7 protein-coding genes and 1 pseudogene are annotated in these 19,529 nt (G+C 71.4%); all 8 read right to left on the reverse strand.

From position 1 onward, the window contains the following. Positions 1-275: 275 nt before the first annotated feature. The gene (locus tag ACFHWU_RS25010; protein ID WP_416553186.1) at positions 276-1,763 is read right to left on the reverse strand and encodes a condensation domain-containing protein; all 1,488 of its coding nucleotides are present in this window, start codon (positions 1,761-1,763) and stop codon (positions 276-278) included. Further along, positions 1,760-10,915, reverse strand: coding sequence for a MupA/Atu3671 family FMN-dependent luciferase-like monooxygenase (locus ACFHWU_RS25015; RefSeq protein ID WP_416591776.1), 9,156 nt, complete (start codon positions 10,913-10,915; stop codon positions 1,760-1,762). The genes ACFHWU_RS25010 and ACFHWU_RS25015 overlap by 4 nt, the downstream gene beginning before the upstream one ends. Continuing rightward, positions 10,912-12,189, reverse strand: a complete 1,278-nt coding sequence (locus ACFHWU_RS25020) for an MFS transporter (RefSeq protein WP_416591777.1) — start codon at positions 12,187-12,189, stop codon at positions 10,912-10,914. The genes ACFHWU_RS25015 and ACFHWU_RS25020 overlap by 4 nt, the downstream gene beginning before the upstream one ends. Positions 12,190-12,390: 201 nt before the next feature. After that, positions 12,391-13,512: an endonuclease/exonuclease/phosphatase family protein gene (locus ACFHWU_RS25025; protein ID WP_416591778.1), complete on the reverse strand. Its 1,122-nt coding sequence runs from the start codon at positions 13,510-13,512 to the stop codon at positions 12,391-12,393. Positions 13,513-13,598: 86 nt separating this feature from the next. Continuing rightward, a pseudogene (locus tag ACFHWU_RS25030) lies at positions 13,599-14,003 on the reverse strand (NAD-dependent epimerase/dehydratase family protein); the annotation flags it as partial. Between the two features lie 76 nt (positions 14,004-14,079). Next, positions 14,080-15,927: a glycosyltransferase family 2 protein gene (locus ACFHWU_RS25035; protein ID WP_416591779.1), complete on the reverse strand. Its 1,848-nt coding sequence runs from the start codon at positions 15,925-15,927 to the stop codon at positions 14,080-14,082. Between the two features lie 135 nt (positions 15,928-16,062). Beyond that, positions 16,063-18,057 carry a BTAD domain-containing putative transcriptional regulator gene (locus ACFHWU_RS25040; protein WP_416553174.1) on the reverse strand — a complete coding sequence of 665 codons (1,995 nt, stop codon included), beginning with the start codon at positions 18,055-18,057 and terminating at the stop codon, positions 16,063-16,065. A 702-nt stretch (positions 18,058-18,759) separates the two neighbouring features. Further along, positions 18,760-19,197: a hypothetical protein gene (locus ACFHWU_RS25045; RefSeq protein WP_416591780.1), complete on the reverse strand. Its 438-nt coding sequence runs from the start codon at positions 19,195-19,197 to the stop codon at positions 18,760-18,762. Between the last annotated feature and the right edge of the window lie 332 nt (positions 19,198-19,529).

Raw genomic sequence — 19,529 nt, forward strand, 5'->3', positions numbered from 1 at the left:
GGACCGGTTGCGTGGTCGGACCAGACCGCTGTCCTATCGATACAGCTGGCGATGTTCGCGCTAACATGATTGGTGGTGCGCGCGGTCAAGGCCCGCGCGGAGTACGTGCCGCGCGGGCGGAGAAGGCACGTCAGAGCAGTCGATGAAGCGTGTGTTCGGTGCGTTACGTTCTTGTTGCGGCCAAGTGTTAGCGACCGCATCTAGGGTGTCAAGGAATCGAACACGATCGTTCAAGCTGGGATCGTCGTCGCGTCCCAGACGGACGACTCCGGCGGTCAGAGGTCGGCTAGCGGACGGTTCGCACCGGCACACGCCGCGGCGAGCAGTTCCACGTACCCCGTCATCCAGCGGCGGGCGGTGTCGTCGGCGAGTCGGTCCACCGGATACTCCAGAAAGCCGTCGATCCCGTCCGGGCCGGGTACCAGGACGATCAGCAGCGCCGCCCGTGCGGCACCGGTCGGCACCTCGTGCACCCGAACAGCCAACTCCGGCAGGTCGATCCGGGTGTCGAAGGTACTCTGAAAGGCGAAGCTCACCGTCATCCCGGACGGCGCTGCGCCCTCGCCCGGCGGGGGCAGCTGCTGGTAGATCCACGCCGTGGGCAGCAGATTGTCGATGCCGGCGAACAGGCCGCCGGCGGTCTGGCCGACCAGTTCCGCGAACGTCGCTGCGGCGGCGGTACGGATCCGTACCGGCAACGCCGTCGACAGTACGGTAACGGTGTCCTCGTACGCCCGGGGTGACCGGTTGGCATACGGCATCGACAGGGTCACGTCGGGCTGTCCGCTGAGCCGGGCGAGCAGCAGCGCCAACGCCGCAGCGGCGACTGCGGTGACCGTGGCACCCAGCTCCCGGGTGAGCTCCTCGACGGCGAGCCGAACCTGTCCCGGGATCTCGAACCGGCAGGTGGCGGCCCGCCCACTCGGCTGCTGCGGTGCGGGGCGGCCGAACGGCAGATCCAGCGCCAGTGGCCCATCGCCAAGATTTTCCGCCCAGTAGGCCAGCCGTCGGCGGCGGGTCGGCTCGTCCCACTGGCCCTGCTGCCAGCGTGCGTAGTCGGTGCACTGGGCGGTGGGCGGGCCGAAGCCCGGCGCACCTGAATCGCGGGCGGTGCGGTACCCGTCCGCCAGCTCGCGCAGCAGCACGGTGACCGCCCGGCCGTCGCAGGCGACGTGATGCAGGACCAGGACAAGCCAGGACTCGCCGGGCGACAGCCGGATCAGCGTGAACCGCACCGGTGCCTCGTCCGCCAGCGCGAACACCGGCGACACCACCTCCCGGCAGAGGGTCTCGGCTCGCCGCCGCGCCGCGTCCGGCGCCAGCGCGGCCAGCTCGACGACGGGCAGCGGGACCGGTCGGTGGGCGAGGATCCGTTGGGTCCAGGTGCCACCGTCGCGGATCAGCCGGGTGCGCAGCGCATGGTGCCGGGCGACGAGGCCGTCGACGGCGGCGTCGAGCGCGGCGACGTCGAGGTCGCCGACCAGTTCCAGCCGCAGCCCGACGTTCCAGCTGGCGGGGTGCGTGCTGCGGCCGGCTATCTCCATCACCCGTTCCTGCTGGGCCGACAGCGGCGCTCGGGTGATCTCGCGCTCGTCCGCCGGCGCGGCCAGCCACCGCAACAGCTCATCCTTGTGCGACCGCAGCGCCGTGACCAGCTGCGGACCCATCGCGGCGGCTGGGGCGTCGTAGTACAGGGTGCCGCCGGCGCCGGTGAGCCGCACGTCGTGGACGGCGACGTACTCCAGCAACTCGTCGAAGGTCACAGCGTGCCCCGCACCCGGCGGGCAGACCCGTCGACGGCGGGCGTGGCGTGCCCGCGCAGCCGGCCGACCATCGCCACGATGGTCGGCGCGCGGAAGAACTCCAACGCCGGATAGTCCGCTCCGGTGGCCTCGCGTACCCGGTTGAGCAGGCGCATCGCGTTGATCGAATGCCCGCCGAGGGCGAAGAATGACGCGTCGTGGTCGATGCGTTCCGGATCCTGGTCGAGTTCGGCGGCCCACAACGCCCGCACCGTCTCGGTCAGCACGTCACCGGTCCCACCGTCGTGTGGGGCCGCTGCCTGCGGTGCCGGCGGCTGAGTCACCGGCTGCGGTGCCGGTGGCTGAGCCGGTGGCGGGGCCACCGGCTGAGCCACCGGCGGCGCGGGCATGCCGGTACGGATGGTCGGCTCCGGCAGCCCGGCGTGGTCGATCTTGTCGTTGCCGGTCTGCGGCAGCGCGGGTAGCACCGCCCACACCCGGGGGACCAGCACGTCTGGCAGTTCGCGGGCCATCGCGGCGACGAGCCGGTCGGCCAGCCCGTCGGGTGCCACGCCCGGCGCGGGCACGGCGTACCCGGCGAGGTACGGCTCGTCGCGGCGGTCCCGACGGGCCACCACGACGCCGTCGGCGACCAGATCCAGCCCGCGCAGGACGGCCGATGCTTCGCCTGGTTCGACCCGGTTCCCCCGGATCTTGACCTGGTCGTCGGTACGGCCGAGGAACACCAGCACCCCGTCGGCGGTCCACCGCACCAGGTCCCCGGTGCGGTAGCGGCGGGAACCGGGGCCGCCGGCCGGGTCGTCGACGAACCGTTGCGCGGTCAGCTCGGGCCGGTTCAGGTAGCCACGACCCACCCCGGCACCGCCGATGAACAGCTCCCCGACGGCCCCGACCGGTGCCAAGTTGCCCCACTCGTCGCGGATCTCGACGCGGACGTTGTCCAGCGGCCGGCCGATCGGAATCAGGCCGTCGGACTCGGCGGACGCCTCCGCCACCACCTGGGACGTGGCGACGACCGTCGTCTCGGTCGGTCCGTACACGTTGCGCACCACGTAGGGCACCTCGGGCTGCGGGCGTACGCGCAGTTGCTGGCCACCGACGGTGAGATGGCGCAGCCGGGGCTGGGCCGCCACGGGCAGCGAGAGCAACCCTTCCCCGATGGGCGTGGGTAGCATCGCGACGCTCACCCCGGCGGTACGCATCCAGCGCGCCAGCGCCATCGAGTCCATCCGTACGGCGTCGTCCGCGATCGTCAGGCTCGCACCGACCTGCAGCGGCGGCCAGATCTCCAGCACGGAGGCGTCGAAGCTCTGCCCACACACCACGGAGCTCCGGTCGTCGGCGGTCAGCTCCAGCTGGTCGCGGTACCACTGACACAGGTTCAGTACGCTGCGGTGGCTGATGGCCACGCCCTTCGGCCTGCCGGTCGAGCCGGAGGTGTACATGACGTAGCACGGAGCCTCCGGATCGGGGTCGCCGTACCCGACGGAACCGCCGTGGTACCCGCTCGGATCGCTCTCAGACCCGTCGACGTGCAGCAGCCGTACCCCGTCGGGCAGATCCGGTGCGGCGTCACCTCCGGTAGCCAGCACCACCCGGGCGGCGCTGTCCGAGACCATGAAACGCACCTGCCGGTCGTCGAGGAGCGGATCCAGCGGCAGGTAGGCGGCACCGGTGCGCAGTACCGCCAGCGCGGCGACGACGAACTCTGGTGACCGGGGCAGCCACAACGCCACGATGTCGCCTGCGGTGACCCCGTTGCCGGTCAGCCGGTGCGCCAGCGCGGTGGCCCGTTCGTCGAGCTGCCGGTAGGTCAGCACCGTGCCGCCGCCTATCACCGCGACCGCCTGCGGTGTGCGTGCCGCCCACTGCCGCACGGCGCCGTGCGCACCTGCCTGCGGCAGGTCGCGCTGCCGCCCGACGCCCCAGCGGACCAGTGCGTCCCGGTCGGCGTCGAGGACACCGACCAGCGTGGAGAGCGGTGTATCGGGCTGACCGACGGCGGCGGCAAGGGTCGCGACCAGGTACGACAACAGCCGCTCGGCGCTGTCCGCCACGAACAGGTCGGTGCTGTACTCCAAACGGCAGTCGATCCCGTCGGCGTGGTTGGTCACGTATAGAGCCAGGTCGGTCACCGCCCGTTCGATCCGGTGCGCCAGGGCCCGGGAACGCACCCGGGGAAGGTCGAGCGGGAGCGGGCCGCCGTTGTCGAATTCCACGATGGTCTGGAAGACCGGGGTCCGGCTGAGGTCGCGGTCCGGGCTCACCGCGCCGACGACGGCGTCGAACGGTACGTGAGCGTGGTCGTACGCGTCCAGGGCGGTGTCGCGGACCTGCTTGAGCAGGTTGGCGAAGGTCGGGTCGCCGGACAGGTCCAGCCGCAGGGCCACCGTGTTGAGGAAGAACCCGACCACCTCCTCAGCGCCGGAGGGCCGGATCGACACCGGGGTCCCGACGACCAGCTGGTCACTGCGGGTGAACCGGCGCAGCGCGGCCGCGTACCCGGCGAGCACGGTCATGAACAGCGTGCTCCGGTGCGCCCCGCTGAGCCGGCTCAGCAGCGCGGACAGCTCCGGGTCGAGCCTGCGCCGCACCGACGCGCCGGTGCCGCTGCGTACCTTCGGGCGTGGTCGGTCGGTCGGCAGGTCCAGCACCGGCAGGTCCCCGGCCAGCCGCTCCCGCCAGTAGCCCAGACCGGTCGGCTCGCCGTGCGAGCCGCTGCTGGCATCCGCCTGCCGACCGGCCAGGTCCAGGCAGTCCACGGACAGCTCCGGCAGATCGGCGGGCTGGCCGTCGAGGGCGGCCCGGTACAACGCGGACAGGTCACCGGCCAGCACCCGCACCGACGCCGCGTCGATCACGATGTGGTGCAACGACAACACGAGCACATGCCGCTCGGGCGACCAGCGCAGCAGCCGGGTCACCAGCAGTGGACCACGGGCGAGGTCGAACACCCGGCGGCCTTCGTCGGCCAGCACCTGCCGGACGGCGTCGTCCTCGTCGCGGCCGGTGTGCTCCTCGACGGCGAGGTCCACCGCGCCCCGGCCGAGTACGACCTGGACCGGCTTGCCGTCACGTTCCGGGAACACGGTACGCAGCGCCGCGTGGTGGGCCACCAGCTGGTTCAGCGCGGCGCGCAGCGCCGGCACGTCCAGCGGCCCGTCGAGTCGTACGGTGACCGCCTCGTTGTAGGTGCCCTGGCCCGGATGTAGCCGTTCGAGGAACCACATCCGCGCCTGTCCCCGAGACACCGGTCCGGTTCGGTCCGGGTGCAGATCGCGGGCCGCCACCACGGCACCGGCCGCCACCACGGCACCGGCCGCCGGCTGTCCGGCCGCCGCTTGGTATCTGGCCCGTAGCCGGTCCAGCTGTGGCAGTCCGGCCTGCACCTGGTCGGGGGACGCGCCGAAGTCGACCAGCGCGGCCACCTCGTCGACGCCGGCGGCGGTGAGTGCGTCGATCAGCCGCGCGCCATCGTCCGGCGATCCGATCAGCGCCCGTGCCTTGCAGTACCGGTCGTAGGCGCGCCGGAACACATAGTCCAGATCGTCGGCGTCGGCGGTGTCGAGGTCCACCTGGAATCCGAGACTCTTGGTCGTCTGCCCGAACAGTGACAGCGAGGAGTGCAGGTACGCCTTCAGCGGCGCGAACGCCTCGGCCCGGGCCTGGGCCGAGTCCGCACCGAGGTAGGTGTGCACGAGCACGACCACCCGGCCGCCGTCCGGGTCGAGCCCGTGTGCGGCGCGGGTCCGCCGGTAGCGCCGGACGTTGTCGGCCAGCTGCTCCACCGACTGGCTCATCAAGTTGGTGACGACGCCGAGGTCGTGTTCGGCGGCCCGTTGGTACGACTCCGGGTTGCCCACCACGGCGACGAACATCGGCGGCATCGGCTGCACCGGGCGGGGCAGGGTGCGGATCCCGACCGGTTCTCCGGTGCCGCTGCGGCGCTCGACGGACTCACCGCGCCACAGTCGGCGCACTTCGTCGAGGTGGTGGAACATCACGTCGCGGTGTGTGCCGAAGTGTTCCGGGGCGAGAACGAAGTCGCCCGCGTGCCAGCCGGGCGCGCAGCCGATGCCGACCCGGCCCCCGGACAGCCGGTCGACCATGGACCATTCCTCGGCGACCCGGATCGGATCGTGCAGCGGCAGGACCACCGATCCGGCGTGCAGCCGGATCCGGCTCGTCTCGCGGGCCAGCGCGGCGGCCAGCACCACCGGGTTGGGGAACACCCCGCCGAAGGAATGGAAGTGGCGCTCGGGAATCCACAGCGCGTGGAAGCCGTGCCGGTCGGCGAAGCGGGCCGTGTCGACGATCAGCTCGTACGGGTCGGCGGCCCCCGAGCCGGGCGGATAGTCCCCGAAGAAGTACACGCTGAAGTCCGGTGCCGGTCGCCCCGGTCCGCCCGGCGGTTCGAGGCTGCCTGCTGCTGCGGCACCCGCTGCCGGCTCGGTGCGCACCGCCGGTCCGGTTCCTACCGCTGGTCCGGTCCGGGCGGTGTGTTTCGGTTTCACCACGGGTACGGTGGGACCGGCCGGGCGGGGGAGCAGCCCGCCGGCGCGCATCTCGCGTAGCGAGGCGCGCACCGCGTCAATCACCATGTCGACGTCGTCGTCGGTGTGCGCCGTGGAGAGGAAGAAGTTGCGCCATTCCCAGACGTACATTCCCTTGAGTAGCAGATGGTGATAAAGAAGCTCGAGGTCGGCGTGGTGCTCGAAACGGAACTGCGAGCCGACGTGGCCGAGCCGGACCGGGTACTCCTCCTCGGTGAAGAAGTCGTTCAGCGTGCCGACGAGCCGGTCGGTCCGGGCGTTGAGTTCCTGCTGCAGCCGTGGGCTCTGCTCGGTCAACCGGGTCAGCACCGCGCGTGCGGCGGCCATGGAGACCGGATGCTGGATGTAGGTGCCGCCAAAGAAGGTCGTCTCCCGCTGCGGGTGACTGTCGTCGCCGTAGCGCCAGAAACCGCCGTCGACGCCGTCCATGATGCCGGCGCGTCCGGCGATCGCCCCGATCGGGAAACCGCCGCCGAGCAGCTTGCCGTACGTGGCGAGGTCCGGCGACACGCCGAACAGTCCCTGGGCGCCGCGCGGATGGGGCCGGAACCCGGTCAGCATCTCGTCGAACATCAGCACGATGCCGTACCGCCGGGTGATGTCACGGAGCCGGCGTAGGAACTCACCCGGCTGCAGGGACGGGTGGCGGCTCTGCACCGGCTCGACGACGACGGCGGCCAGTTGCTCACCGAACTCCTCGATCGCCTGCAGACTCTCCGGTACGCCGTAGTCGAGGACGACCAGGTCCGCGACGGCGCTGGTCGGGATGCCGGTGCTGACCGGGACGGTGGTCCGGTCCGCTGCGGTCCCGATCGAGCGGCCGAGCACGTTGTCGGCATGTCCGTGGTACGACCCGTGGAACATGACTATCTTGTCGCGTCCGGTGGCGGCCCGGGCGAGCCGGATCGCGGCCGAGTTCGCCTCGGTGCCCGAGTTCGCGAACGCCACGCGCGGCATCCCGGTCAGCTCGCTCAACAGGCACGCGGCCTCACCCGTGTCGACGCTGCGCGGCCCGAGCTGGACCCCCCGGGACAGATGCTCCCGGACCGCCTCGGCGACGAAGTCCGGCTCATGGCCGAACAGCAGCACTCCGAAGCCCATGGTGATGTCCAGGTACCGGTTGCCGTCCACATCCTCCAGCCATGCGCCCTTCGCACGCCGACCGGCGATCGGGTAGAGCATCTCCTTGGTTGCGCTGCGGAAGCCGACCACCGCCCGGCTGTCGGCCAGCACGCCGCGGTAGCGCTGGGCTATCTCCTTCGACCGCCGGGTCTTCACCACGAACCGTCGCCGCAGGTCGTCCAGATGGGCCTGGACGTTGTCGGTGGCGACCGCACCGACCTGACCGGCGTCGTCCGTCACGACCACCCTGGGCCCGTGCACGTCGATGCCCGGTGCTGTCGGCGTCGCGGCCGGTCCGGCCGGTGGCGTCGCGACCGGAGCCGCAGCCGGGACGGGCGGGGCCGCAGCAGGTGCGGGCGGGGCCAGACGGGACAGGATCAGACGGGACAGCTTTCCCGGGGTGTCCGCCTCCTCGAACAGCTCGCGCATGGCGAGCCGGACACCGAACTCACCTTCAAACTCCCGCAGCGCGTTGATCATGGCGAGCGAGTCGGCACCCATCTCGACGAACGGGCGGTCGACGGCGATGTCGCCCGGTGTGCAACCGAGATGCCGCGCGCTGATCTCGCGTACCCGCTCGACCACCGGCGCGAGATCCGGCGCGGCCGGTCCGGCGGCGACGGTGGCACCGCCGTCGCGGACGCTGTCGACGTCGACCATGAGCCCTCCAGGTTCGGTTCGTGTCAGCGGCGGTCCGGTCCAGTGGATTCGTCGCTGGAACGGATACGCGGGCAGCGGCACCCGGTGCGCGTGCGCGTGCGCAGCGTCGAGCAGGGCGTTCCAGTCCAGATCGACTCCGTGGACGTGCAGCCGGGCGCAGGCCTCGAGGTGCTGGTCGAGTTCCGCGCCCCGGCGCTGAACGGGAAGGGCCGGCGACCCGGGCAGTGCCGCGCGCAGCAACGCGACCAGACTCGGATGCGGACCGAGCTCCAGCACCGGCGCACCGGTCGCGTCGGCGGCGGTCGACGTTTCCGCTGTCGTGACGGCGATCGCGGTTGTGACCAGGTCGAACCGGACCGGCATCCGGGTCTGCCGCACCAGGTACGCCGGGTCCGGTCGGTGTCCCACTGGCAGCACGGTGCCGTCCACGCTGCTGACCAGCGGTGTGTCCAAAGGCGTCCATGGGACCGAGTCGAACGCCTCGACCAGCCGGGGGAGGATCGGGTCGAGCAGCGCCGAGTGGAAGGCACGGTCGACGGCGAGCCGGTGCCAGCGCATCCCGAGGCGGTCGAGCACCCCGCAGGCGGCGTCGAGCGCCTCGACCGGCCCGGCGACGACATGTTGCTCGGCCGCGTTGGTCGCGGCGAGGTCGAGCCGTCGGTCGGTGGCGAGCAACTCGTCGACCGCGGACCGGGTGGCGAAGACGGCCACCATGCCGCCGGGCGCGGTGTGCTCCCGCATCAGCCGCCCGCGTAGCCCGGTCAGCCGCAGGCCGTCCTCGATCGACAGCGCGCCGGCCGCGGCCAGGGCCGCGTACTCGCCGATGCTGTGACCGGCGACGAGTCGCGGCGCCACCCCGAGCGAGCGCCACAGCCGGGTCAGCGCGGCCTGGAACGCGAACAGCGCCGGCTGCGCCACGTCGGCCGGCCAGATCCGGTCGTCACCGGGGGCGGCGGCGAGCAGCGGCGTCAGCACCGACGGCCCGCCGCAGCGGCGCTGGTACGCCTCGCAGGCGTCGAGCACCGCCCGCACCTGCGGGTACCGCCGGTACAGCGGACCGGCCATACCCGCGTACGAGGAGCCCTGCCCGCCGTACACCACCACCGGCGTCACCCCGCTGAGTACGGCGGCGGCGACGCCGGCACCCGGGACCGATCCGGTGGCCACCCGCCCCGGGCGTTGCCGCCCCGGCGCGGCGAGGTAGTCGTCCAGGGCGTCCGCGAGCGCCGTCGTCGTCGCGCCGGTCACGACGAGTCGGTGCGGCAGGTGCGGCCGGCCGAGCGCGGCGGTGGTGGCCAGATCGGCCGGGTCGAGCCCGGGGTCGGCCCGCAGCTGGTCGCGCATCCGGTGGGCGAGCGTACGCAGACTCTCCGGGTGGTGCGCCGACAGTGGAACCGGCACCGGGCCGGCCGTCGCTGGCTGTCCCCTCACAGGCTGAGCCGGGCCGGGATGTGCCCTCGCCGGCGGCGCCGGTCGCGCTGGTGGTGGTGCCTGCAGGATCAGGTGGGCGTTGGTGCCGCCGACCGCGAGCGCGGTCACTGCCGCCCGGCGGGGCCCGGGCAGGTCGGGCCAGGCGCGCACCTCGGTGGGGATGACGAACGGGCTGGCCGCCAAATCCAACGCCGGGTTGGGGCGTTCGAACCCGACCAGCGGCGGGATCGTCGCGTGCCGCAGCACCAGCACCGTCTTGATCAGGCTGGCCAGGCCGGCGCAGGCGTCCAGATGCCCGATGGCCGGTTTGGCCGAGCCGATCGCGCAGTAACCGATCCGGTCGGTGCGCTGGCGGTACGCGGCGGTCATGGCCTCGAACTCGATCGGGTCGCCCTTGTAGGTGCCGGTGCCATGGGTCTCCAGGTAGCCGATCGTCTCGGGGGAGACCCCGGCCACGTCGAGCGCCCGCAGGATGGCGTCCCGCTGCCCGGCGGCGCTGGGCGCGGCGTAGCTGGTCTTCGTGGCACCGTCGTTGTTGACTCCGCTGCCCAGGATCACCGCGTGGATGGTGTCCCCGTCGGCGACCGCGCGGTCGTACCGCTTGAGCAGCACGGCCGCGACCCCGTTGCCACCGACGGTGCCGTCGGAGGACGCGTCGAACGCGCGGCACCGGCCGGACCGGGACAGGATCGTGCCTTTGACGTGGCGGTAGCCCAGGATCTGCGGGGTGTGCACCGCCGCCGCGCCGGCCAGGGCCAGGTCGGCGTCGCCGGCGAGCAACGCCTGTCCGGCCAGATGCACCGCCACCAGAGCGGTCGAGCAGCCACTCTGCACGGTGACCGCCGGACCGGTCAGTCCGAGCCGGTACGCGACCCGGGTGGCGGCGAAGTCGTTGTAGTTTCCCACGGCCACCTGGAACGCCGGGGCGAAGTCACCGTCCCAGCGGGCGGTGGCCAGGTTGTTGCGCAGGTAGGTGTTGAGTGGATAGAGGTGGTATCCGACACCGGCGAAGACGCCCACCCTGGTATCGGGTCGCGTGGCCGCGTATCCGCCGTTCTCCAGCGCGTGGTAGCAGGTCTGCAGGATCAGCCGGTGCTGCGGGTCGACGGTGCGTGCCTCCTGCGCGCTCATGCCGAAGAACTCGGCGTCGAACGAGTCGATGTCGTCGAGCACTCCGCTGACAGCGACGAAGTCCGGTGACTCGCGCAGTTGCTCGGGCACCCCGGCGCGGGCCAGCTCGGTGGGGCTGAACCTGCGTACGCTGGTCACGCCGTCGCGGATGTTGTGCCAGTACGTCTGCGGGGTGTCCGCACCGGGCAGCCGCAACGCCATGCCGATGATGGCGATCCGCCGGTCGTCGGCGCCACCGCGCGTCGGGGCGCTCATGCCGTCGCCTGCCGGCGGGCCCACAGCGCGGCCAGCATCGCCAGCGCCAGCAGCACCGCCAGTCCGTGGAACAAGGTGACCACGGTCAACGGACTGAACCCTTCCAGCAGGAATGAGCAGGCCACCATGCCGACGCCGAAGCCAAGGTTCTCCGCGGTGGCCGAGAACCCGAAGACGTACCCGCGTTGATCGTCGGGGGTGGCCTGCAGCCGGGTGGTGTAGGCGATCTCGGTGAAGCCGTCGGCGACACCGGCGACCGTGGCGACCAGGATGGCCAGCGGTAACGGCGGCGCGGTGAAGGTGAGGATGAACGCCACCGACATGAGCGCCGCGCCGGCGGCGAACGCCCGCTCGTTGATGGTCCGGCCGGTACGCCTGGCCCAGCGGGCGACGAAGCGCTGCGCGATGATGTTGCCGATCGCCCAGGTGGCCCAGAACTGGGACATGAACGCGGCCGGATGCTGCGGGTCCAGCATGGTGGACAGCACCGGCAGGCCGACGTTGTGCGAGGCCGAGCCGAACGCGTCGGCGGCACGCAGGCTGATCAGCGCGAGCAGGACCGGGGTGAGCCTCAGGTAACGCAGCGCCGTCAGCTGCGCGGCGAGCAGCCCGTCCCGCCGCCGCGCCTCGCCCGGCCCGGAGCCCGGCCCGGAGCCCGCCGCGGCTGCCGGCTGCCGGCTGCGGGTGGTGATCGGCAGCCGGGCCAGGACCGCGGCCGAGAAGAGGAACGCCCCGGCGTCGATGAGGAACGCACCCGTGTAGCCGACCGTGGAGATGAGCACTCCGGCCGAGGCGAACCCGGCGACCATCGCCAGCGACCGACCGGTGGCGAGCAGTGCGTTGGCCCGGACCCGCTGGTCCTGCCCGACGATCTCGGGAATGCTGCTGCGCAGCGCGACGCTGGTGAGGGTGGCACCGGCGCCGGTGACGACCGCGACGGCGTACAACAGGCCGGCCTGGGCCGCGGTCGGCGCGAGGACCAGCACGACCAGGGCGAACGCCTGGCTGACGTCGGACGTCACCATGATCCGCTTGCGGTCGAACCGGGACACCAGGCTGCCGGCACCGAATCCGGTGAGGACACTGGTGGCCAGCCGTAGCGCCATGAACAGGCCGGTGTGCGTGGCGCTGCCGGTCAGCGAGTACGCGAACAGGCTCAACGCGATCATGTCCAGATAGATGCCGTACGCCGAGACCGCGTTGCCGACCACCAGGAACCGGAAGTGCCGCATCCCGCTGCCGGTACGGCCGGGGTCCTGATCCGTGACGGTCACGAGCGGCCGGCGGGTACGTCAGGTGCCGTCGACGGCGGGCGTGGGGGGTACCCGGCAGGGCAGGATGGGTGCGGCAAGCTGTGCCCCCAAGGACGGTGGTCGCCATTGGCTCGCGGTCACTTGATGACTACCGCCCGTCAGAGTATGGGACGCCATCGATCTGATCAACATCTACTTTCCCTAGAGAGCCGGCACGAGGCGTCAGCCCACCGAGAACCACAGATGCTGCGGCCGATGGTCGGACAGGTACTCCGCAGACGCCAGTTCGTACCGGTGCACCCTGACCGGACCTGCGGTGAACGTCCAGTCGATCCGCCAGAACGGCAGCGGCCGGCCGGCGAGGGGGTTGTCCCACTGGAAGGTCATCGGGGCGTTGCACCGCCAGCTCATCGGCAGCGGGTGACGGCTCGCCGTGGTCGCGTCCTCGGCCACCGCCCGCAACGGGTCGAGTGTCCCCATGGACGAGGTGGCGTTGAAGTCGCCGGAGATGATCGACGGGTTCGGGTTGGCCTGCAGATCGTCGACGAGACCCTGCACCTCGGCCTGCCGCCAGTCGAACTTGCGACGGAAGTACGCGTCCGGGTCGACCTGGGGCCGCAGGACGCTCAAATCGATGGCGGTGGGCACGGTGACGTGGACGTTGTAGACCGAGACAGTGCTGTCCCCCACGAGCAGGTCGGTGCGCAGCACCTTGTCCCGGCTGAACACCTGGTTGAAGGGCGCGTCCGGGGGCAGCTGCGCGGCCGGGCCGAAGACCGGCATGGCCACGACCGGAAACCGGGAGATGGTGACGAGTTCACTGCGGCGCACGATGTGGTAGCCGGGGAACTCCGCCTGCAACCTGGCGTCGTCCCGGATCGGGTGGTAGCCGACCTCGCCGGTGCCCGGCACCCAGATCACATGCTCCTGCAGCAGGTACACGTCGGCGTCGAGGCGTTTCAGGAACCTGAGCTGCGCCTGCGGATCCTCGTTGCTCATGCCCCAGTAGTTGGTGTTCCAGCTCACCACGTGCACCGCGTTGGCCGGGACGGGCCGGTCGCCGGGCCGCAGCGCGTGCAGGTTGACGCCGGTCTGGTCGATGCCGGGCAGCAGGCCGGCCAGAGCCAGGGCGGCGGCCCACCGCCGACGCGGACCGCACGCGGCGGCGCTGAGCCCGAGCAGTAGCAGTGGCACGGCGATGAGGAACACCGGGGGCACCGCGTCGAGCAGGATCGACCAGTGCCATCTGCCGGTGGCGGCCCGGCGCACGACGTTGTAGCCCAGCCACAGCACCGCCGCCGCGATCAGCAGCCAGCCGTACCAACGCCGCAGGGCCCGGGCCACGCGCCGCCACCGCGGCTCGGTCCGGTCGCTGAGCGGCGGGGTCGGGTGAGGTGCCCCGAGGATTCCGGACAGGGCGAGCATCTGGTGCGCACGTCGCCGCGGCCGATGACCGGGAAGTTGCGGCCTTCCTCGGCCCACTCGAACAGCATGGAGAACAGCCCCATCCGGCCGGGGCCGAGGAACGTCTTGGGCCGTACGATCGGCAGGCAGGCACCGTCGGCGCGCAGTCGTTCGGCGTGCTCCTCCGCGGCCGTCTTCGCGGCGCTGTACGGGTCGACCGGCTCCCGGGGGTGTTCCTCTGTGGTGGGTACGGTCCGGGGCAGGCCGTAGACGGCCGTGGACGAGATGTGCACCACCCGGGTCACCCTGGTCCGGACCGCGGCGGTCAGCACGGTCCGCGCGCCGTCGACGATCCGGCGGCCGTCGCGCTGGTAGAGGTAGGCGCCCTCAGCGCGGTCGACCAGTTCGCGGCCGAACCCGAACGAGGTCATCAGCGACACCTGGGACTTGTTCACGTGCCGCCGGTACAGGTCGTGGACCTCGCCGACACCGAGCCGCTCGGCGTCGTCAAGGGTGAACAGCGTGGACATGCGGCTCTCCTCGGTGCACGAAACGGGCCAGGCCGAGTACGGCGAGGGAGGTGCCGATCTCGACGACGACGCAGATCAGCCGGCTGGCGAGGGCGACCGTGCCGGCGACCCCCCAGGGCAGTACGGTGGCCAGGGCGGCGGCGAGCGCGAGTTCGCGGACCCCCCAGCCGTCGGGCGCGACGATCGACAGGCCGCCGGCCACGGTGGCCAGCGCGAACGCGCCGACGGCGACGGCCGCCGAACGGTCGGCGGGCGCTCCTAGCGCCACCGCCAGCGCCCACAGGTGCAGACCGGAGACCAGCCAGGACAGCAGCGCCAGCGCCAGCGCGGCGCGGACCGCGGCCGGCGGGAGTGGGGTGACCGGGCGCCGGACGAGCCGGGCGACCAGTGCGACGGGCCGGTCGAGCAGCGCCGGGCGGCCCAGCAGGGCGACGAAGCCGACCAGGGGCAGCAGGATCCAGGGTCCCGGCGCGGCGAGCATTCCCACTCCGGCCCCGGCGAGGATGGCGAGCCCGATGCTGACCAGGTAGGCGGTGATCATGCGTTCGGCGGGTGCCCCGGCCTGACGGCCCAGGTCCACGTGGGTGATCACGCCCCATACCCGTCCGGGCAGGTACTTGCCGAGTTGGCCGAGGAAGAAGATCCGGGCCGCCGGGAGGCCGCGGACCGGGACCAGGACCCGCCAGGCCACCATGCCGATCAGCAACCCGGCCAGGTTCGCGGCGGTCGCCGCCAGTAGCAGCGGCAGGCCGGCCGGGCGGCCCAGCGCCACCAGCGGCGCGGTGCCGGCAGCGCGTACCGTGAAGCCGAGCGCGACCACGGCGGCGACCAGCACCAACGGGGTGAGCCAGCGGGTCGGCCGAGAGCCGAGCAGCAGCCGTACGCAGCCCAGCACCGCCCCGGCGACCAGCGCGACGTGCAGTAGCAGGTGCACCCCGAGGAAGAAGGGCAGGAACCGGGGACCACGGCGGCGGGCGACGAACCGCAGCAGCCCGATGTCGCAGACCGCGAAGACGGCGACCAGCAGCGCCGAGGCAAGGACGAACACCGGATGGATCAGGGTCAGCGGAAGCACGCCCAGTGCCCCCGCCACGGCGAGGATCCCGGCGGGACGGTTCGCGGTCAGGCTGGCGCGGCCCTCGCGGCGGGCGGCCAGCACGGTCCTGGCGAGCAGCTGGGAGCGGCGGAACTGCTCGGCCAGCAGGGGGCCGAGCCGGGAGACCTCGTCGTGTCGGGCGACGACGCGGTCGCTGAGCACGATCCGGGTACGCGGGGCGAGCCGGTCGCTGTACTCCAGGTCCTCCGAGTCGCGCAGTTCCTCGTCGAACGGTCCGACCTCGTCGAACACCGAGCGTCGGATCGCCGCCTGCGCGAAGAAGGCGGTCCGGACCACACCGGCGTGCCGCCAGCGCCACCAGTACGCGTGCAGCGTGCGGTACCACTCGACCGGCCCGTCGTCAATGAGTGGCTCCGGCGCGATGACCCCGTGCACGCAGCCGACCGCCGGATCGTCGCGCAGGATCGCTACCGCGTTGGCGATGGCGTCGGGCTCCAGCGCCTCGTCGGAGTCGAGGAAGAACAGCACGTCACCCGTGGCGAGGGCGGCTCCGGTGTTGCGGGCGGCGGAGACGCCCCGGTTGTCCGGGTGGACGACGGTCCGGCATGGGAACCGCGCGGCGACGTCCCGCGAGCCGTCCGTGCTGTGGTCGTCGACGACGATGACCTCGTGCGGCGGGTACGTCTGCCCGTACACCGAGCTCAGGCAGGCGTCGAGGGTCCTGGCGTAGTTGTAGTTGGGGATAACCACGGAAACGGTGAGGGCCATGCGACCAGCAGAACATCCACCGACTTCGATGAAATATCGCTTCGCTGTCCCGTCCGGCGACCGCGAGGGCTGACCGGCGCATCGGCGAAAGAGGTCGATGCGCGATCGATAGCCGCCGGATACCGGGTCGGGCGGTTACCCGGTGGCGGTACGCGGCGACCCGGTGACATCGTCACCGGCCGGGCCCTGCCAGCCGAGCCGGGCAGCCTGGTGCACCGCGGCCATCAGGGTGGGCAGTTCGGCTGCCAGCCAGCTGACCGGATCGGCACGCAGCCGGTCCACCACCGCGTCGGTCACCAGGGGCGACGGCATGTCCGCGCCGGCGCCTTCCGCCTGTCGGCTCGCCGTACCGGTCAGGTACAGGCAGGTGGCCCAGACCCGGCGCAGCGACTGCTCCCGTACCACGGCGGTGTCCTCGACCTCGGCGCGCTCCGCGGCGAACACGCGCACCAGCGCCGGCAACCGGTACAGCGGCCGGCCGCCACCGGGCATGCGCTCCGCGTCCACCAGCTGCGCGTCGGCCAACTGTTCCAGCAGGTCCTCGGCCACGGTCGGGTCGGTGTCCAGCAGCGCCGCCGCGACCCAGGCCGGGAGCTGGGCGCAGTCCAGCAGCGCGAGCCGGCGCAGCAGCCGGCGGGTGCCGTCGGGCAGGGACCGGTAGCTACCCGCCAGGCTCGCCCGCACACTGAGCGGCCCATGCTCCAGCTCGTCGAGCAACCGCCTGTCGTCACGCATCCGCGCCACGAGCTGACCGATTCCCCAGTGCTCCCGCGCGGTCAGCCGCGCACCGGCGATCCGCAGGGCGAGGGGCAGCCCGCCACATAAGGTGACGAGGGCGTCCGCCGCTTCCGCCTCAGTGTCCACCCGCTGGTGACCGACGATCCTGCCGAGCAGACGCAGCCCGTCGGCATGACCGAGTGGCCGGGGCCGGACACGGTGCGCGCCGGGCAGGCCCACCAACGCGGATCGGCTGGTGACGAGCACACCACAGGTGCCGCTACCGGGCAACAGCGGCTGGACCTGCGACTCGTCGGCGACGCCGTCGAGTACGACGAGGATCCGCTGACCCGCGAGTCGGCTCCGGTACAGGTGGGTCTGCTCGTCGATCTCCATTGGGATGTCGGCCCGGCCGACGCCGAGCGCGCGAAGGAAGCGCGGCAGCACCTGCTCCGTGCGGCTCTGCGTCGCGTCAAGCGACGCGTAGAGCTGCCCGTCCGGGTAGCCGGGGAGCATCCGGTGTGCCACGTGCAGGGCCAGGGCGGATTTGCCGATGCCGGCACGGCCGGTGATGGAGACGACCGGCACCGCCCGGACATCTGCCCGGTTCGGGGCCAGTGCGTCGCCGGCGGCGGTGACCTCGTCCTCGCGGCCGATGAAATCTGCCGTGTCGGACGGTAACTGGCACGGCGTGGGGCGCGGTGTCGCCGGTGGGTACGTCCGGCGGGTACTGGCGGAGTGGGTAGGCAGCTCCAGCTGGGCATCGCCGCTGAGAATGCCTTGCTCGAGGCGGCGCAACTCGTCGCCCGGTTCGATGCCGAGCGTGTCGACGAGTGCGGTCCGCGCGGCGCGGTAGATCGCCAGCGCCTCCGCCTGTCGGCCCGAGCGGTACAGCGCCAGCATCAGGAGTGCGTACAGCCGCTCGCGCAGCCGGTCGCGCTCGATGAGCCAGATCAGCTCACCGATCACCTCTTCGTGGTGACCCAATGCCAGATCGAGCCGGATCCGCTCCTCGATCGCGGCGGCTCGCAGCTCCTCGAGCCGTTTGCGGCCCGCCTCGATGATCCGTCCCGGCAGGCCGGCCAGGGCGGGGCCGCTCCACAGCGCCAGCGCCGCGCGCAGCCGTTCAGTGGCGGCGGGCAGGTCACCGATGGCCGCGATGGAGCGTGCTTCGGCGACGAGGCGGTTGAAGACATCGACGTCGAGTTGACCGTCGGCGGCCCGGAGCAGATATCCGCAGCGGTGCGTTTCGAAAGGGCTGGCCAGGTCGCGACCGGTGAAGGTCCGGCGCAGGGTGGACAGACAGATCTGCACCTGGCCGCGCGCGGTCGACGGTGGGGTCCCCTCCCACACCGCGTCGATGAGCCGTTCCATCGGTACGACGCGGTTGGCTTCCAACACCAGTAGCGCCATGATCACCTGGCTGCGACGTCCCGGTAGGCGGAAATGCCGTCCCTGGTGGTCGACGCGAAGGGGTCCCAGTATCTCTACACGCACGTTTTACCTCCGGTAGTCACTCCGGTTCTTCTGCGGTGTCATTGACACGTCGTTCCATGGGGTGAATGGTCTTAGCCACTCCTTCGCGGCGATCTAACGGCCGTCGACGGGGACACTGCGGCCAATAATGTGGAAAATCCAATTAATTCACGTAAGTCTATCACTAGTGATCGCTTGTATCCATAGCGTGATCGCAGTCGACGGTGTGGTCTCGAGCACTTTTGGATGGTGAGTCGACATCGGTATGGAGATAACCACCGTCAATTAATACTAAATGATATTTTCTGGCTGGCGGTTCATGCCTGTGCGCGGTGACCGTATTAAGGTGGAGGTCACACTCGATGCTCCAGGTGCGCTCGAAGGTCCCTTCGCGACGGTCAGCCGAGGCGTTGTGTCGGTTGTCGTGGATGGTGAACTCGTTCCTGGATCCGACAATGCGCCTCTGGTGGCAGCGGGTACGACGGACGCCATCGTGGCAGACAGTCCACCATGTACGATTTGTTGACCCGGTCCGGTCTCCGGCTCGCCGTCCTGCTGCTCGTGTCACCCGTGTTCGCCACCGGCGCGTCCACCGTGTCTGCTGCGGACCAGGCCTCTGACCGGGGCGCCACGGCCGAATCAGGGGTGGTGGGCACCACCGTCCATGACGCCGTCACCGGTCTGCCCGCCCGCGCGTGCGTCCGAATCGTGCCGGTGGATCGCGACCGGTACACCCTGATCGATCTCGGCGACTTGCAGCTCGGCTGGCGTAGTCACTGTGCTGCTGCGGACGGCGCACTCGTCGCGGAGGGGGTCGAACCGGGCCGCTACCAGCTCTTCGTCAACCCGCCGTACGACGAGCAGCGGCACGGGCTGCAATGGGTCGGGACGCATGGTGGCACCGGGCAACGGCATCGTGCCGCCGTGATCCGGGTCCGGGCCGGCGCCGTGACCTCCGCGCCACAGATCCGACTCGATCCGCCGGGCGAGATCATCGGCACTGTCACTGTCACTGCTGCGGCCACCGGCCGGCCGGTGGCCGGCGTGTACGTCGGGCTGGTCCCCATGGTGCCGCATCCGAAGTACACCGTAGATGTGGCGATCACTGACGTCGTCGGCCGCTACACGGTAGTAGGTTCGGTCCGTACGACTGGGCGCTACAGTTCTCCGGTTCGCAGATCGCGACCCAGTGGTCCGGCGGGGTCGGTAATGCCCGACTTGCCCGGACGGTGCCGGTGTGGGAGGGCGGCAGCAGCATTCGGCACGGTCCACGTAGTGCTCCAGAATCCGGGCCAGCACCGCCGTGGCGGTGAGCGCGGCGACAACCAGGTACGCCGCCGACAACTATGGCACCCACAAGACCCCCGCCGTGCGAGCCTGGCTCGCGAAGCATCCCCGGTTCCACATGC

Source organism: Micromonospora sp. LOL_015 (genome assembly GCF_048060275.1).
GTDB lineage: Bacteria > Actinomycetota > Actinomycetes > Mycobacteriales > Micromonosporaceae > Micromonospora_E.